Here is a 2467-nt window from a genome sequence, read left to right as displayed (position 1 = left end):
CAACAGCCATAACCCTTCATGTATATGGGGTCATGGCTGTTTTTTCTTTGTTTTAACTGCAAAACTCAGGATACATGTGATCAAATTTTTAAAGACTTGGAGTGTTTTCTCAAGCACTACATGTCACTTTTACAATCATCCATTGCACGCTGGCCATGTTCATATTTAGCGATATCTACTTAATATTTAATCTGTGCTCAGCAATATTCTAATTGACACGTCTTGTATTTAGTGACATAATAACAATAAATAACAGATCGATGATATTTGATAATAGTAAGGAGCCTTCAATGAAAAAAATCTATGTTATTTTGATAGCAATACAAAAGTTGTTTGATGATACTTGTCATATGGCAGACGTGCAGGTGTGTCAATTACTTTCATTTGTGTTTTGAATAAACGTTTGAAGAAAAACTGATTTTTAGGGAATAAAGTATTTAAGGTTCTATAGTCAATATTAAGGCTGTTTACTGAAAAGAGGAAAATAAAATGAGAAATATTTTTGCGTTTGAAAGTCAAGCGGACTATATTAAATATGAAAAGATTATTGAAATGTTTAGTGAAAAATTAGAAAAGTATCAAAAAATAATGGTAGAAAATTTTGAACTAATTAATCTTCCAAAAGGCATCATCTGGACAACTGAGGATTTAGCGACAACTGTTTTTTCAGACGTCCCTATACCAGCCTATACAAACAAAGATTTAATTTATATGTCCCCAGATTTATCTAGTTGGAGAAAGCTTTTCATTAAACAATTAGCGGGACGTAAAACCCTATAGTTGAGAAGTTTTATGAAAACATGTCTGAGAATCACTTATTCACCATCGTTGCACACGAACTAACGCACCATTCAGATTTATTTTTAGATGAATTTGATGATGAGAGAGTAGATGGTATTTGGTTTGAAGAAGGTATGTGTGATTATTTGTCACGAAAAATGACCTTAGATGAAGCCGAATTTCAGGCAATAACAGAGGTAGAGTTAGAATTAGTAGCAATGTTTAAAGGAGAGTATGGCAACCACTCGTTAGATGAGTTTGGGAGTAATTCTTATCAAGGGAGTTTAACGAGTAATATGTTTAATTATTGGCGTAGTTTTCTTGCGGTAAATTTTTTAATTGAAGTGCGTGCTAATAATGACATAAAACAAATTTTTAATGAATACCACAAATGGTACAAAGAAGGTAGAAAAGTTCCGTTAACAGAGTATTTCGAACTGAATACGATGTTAAAATAGGTATGTGCTTGGTATTGTATCAATACTTGGGCGTTATGGAGGTGTCATTAATAGGAGGAAAAGTGAATGCTAATAAATTTTATTAATAGAAAAAATATAAATATAGAGCAATTAGAAAAATTATATAATGATGTCGAGTGGTATGCTTACACGCAAGATTTAAACGTTCTTCAAAATGCGATTAACCAATCATTAGAGGTTATATCTGCTTGGAATGGTGAAGAATTAGTTGGGTTAATTCGAATCGTTGGTGATGGATTAACGATTATCTATATTCAAGATATTCTTGTACTAAATGCTTATCAAAATCAAGGGATTGCCACCCGATTAATACAAAAGGTTTTGCATAAATATAAAAGTATTCGGCAAAAGGTTTTATTGACGGAAGAAGCGCCGGATGTCAGGCACTTTTATGAAAAAAATGGTTTTGAATCTTGTGATCAAGGTTCTTTAGTAGCCTTCGCTAAGCTTGGTGAAATTAGGTGACTTTACTATTCAAATGCAAAAGAATATATTTTTGCAAGGAGATATTTAAATTATCGTTATGATAGTAAACTTATTTTCCTGGCAAGAGTACTATGTTCACTAGCTAAAAAAAGCCCAGTTCATTTGAATTGGGCTTTTTCGTATCGACTATCAGTTTAGCGTGACATTTTTGGTGGTTGGCAGACGTCACATTTACGTTGGTTATTATTTTTAAATTTTGTAAATGTTTTTTCAAAGTTACTGCCACATGCACACTTAAATAATAATTTTTGAGAAAATCCATGATATTCTGTTGTTAGTAACTTACTGTCTGAATTCTTCTCAACAAATTCTTTGATTTTATCAATCGACCATCGTTTCTTCATTTTCTAATACCCCCATATTTTATCGATCGGCGGAGGCTTTAATTGGCATCCGTTCAATTTAGAAGTGATATTCTTACCTTCTCCATTATAGCATGAGCTAACACACAATTAAACATCCCAAGCAGCTTCCCGTTATAAAAAAACGTTTTATGACAGTTGTTTATATTCATAAAATTTTTTGTTATATGTTTGAAAATGAATAACGATTTTTCGACAAAAAACACAGCATTTTGTCGAAAAGTAATTTATTTTACTAATATAACACCTAGATTATTCACAGCCCGACCATAAGCCACTAAGAAACAGCGTTAAATCAATTAAAAATACACAATCGATCTTTCACTAATTAAGTGAAAAGGAGCCCGATCTTTGATATTG

General features: G+C 31.8%; 4 protein-coding genes. 3 read left to right on the top strand and 1 reads right to left on the bottom strand.

Features of this window, described 5'->3' with window-relative positions; translation table 11 throughout:
- Positions 1-489 precede the first annotated feature (489 nt).
- The 3 genes from ABD814_RS09825 (at position 490) to ABD814_RS09815 (ending at position 1724) form a co-directional block, all read left to right on the top strand.
- Positions 490-780, top strand: a complete 291-nt coding sequence (locus tag ABD814_RS09825; RefSeq protein ID WP_344912691.1) for a hypothetical protein — start codon at positions 490-492, stop codon at positions 778-780.
- A 20-nt stretch (positions 781-800) separates the two neighbouring features.
- On the top strand, positions 801-1238 hold the full coding sequence (locus tag ABD814_RS09820) for a hypothetical protein (protein WP_344912689.1): 438 nt from the start codon (positions 801-803) through the stop codon (positions 1236-1238).
- Positions 1239-1304: 66 nt separating this feature from the next.
- On the top strand, positions 1305-1724 hold the full coding sequence (locus ABD814_RS09815; protein WP_344912687.1) for a GNAT family N-acetyltransferase: 420 nt from the start codon (positions 1305-1307) through the stop codon (positions 1722-1724).
- Positions 1725-1879: 155 nt separating this feature from the next.
- Here the strand turns inward: ABD814_RS09815 and ABD814_RS09810 are convergent, their stop codons facing one another.
- Positions 1880-2089: a hypothetical protein gene (locus tag ABD814_RS09810; RefSeq protein ID WP_344912685.1), complete on the bottom strand. Its 210-nt coding sequence runs from the start codon at positions 2087-2089 to the stop codon at positions 1880-1882.
- Positions 2090-2467 lie beyond the last annotated feature (378 nt).

Source organism: Amphibacillus indicireducens, from assembly GCF_039539605.1.
Taxonomy (GTDB): domain Bacteria; phylum Bacillota; class Bacilli; order Bacillales; family Amphibacillaceae; genus Amphibacillus; species Amphibacillus indicireducens.
This window is presented reverse-complemented; position numbering and strand designations above follow the sequence as displayed.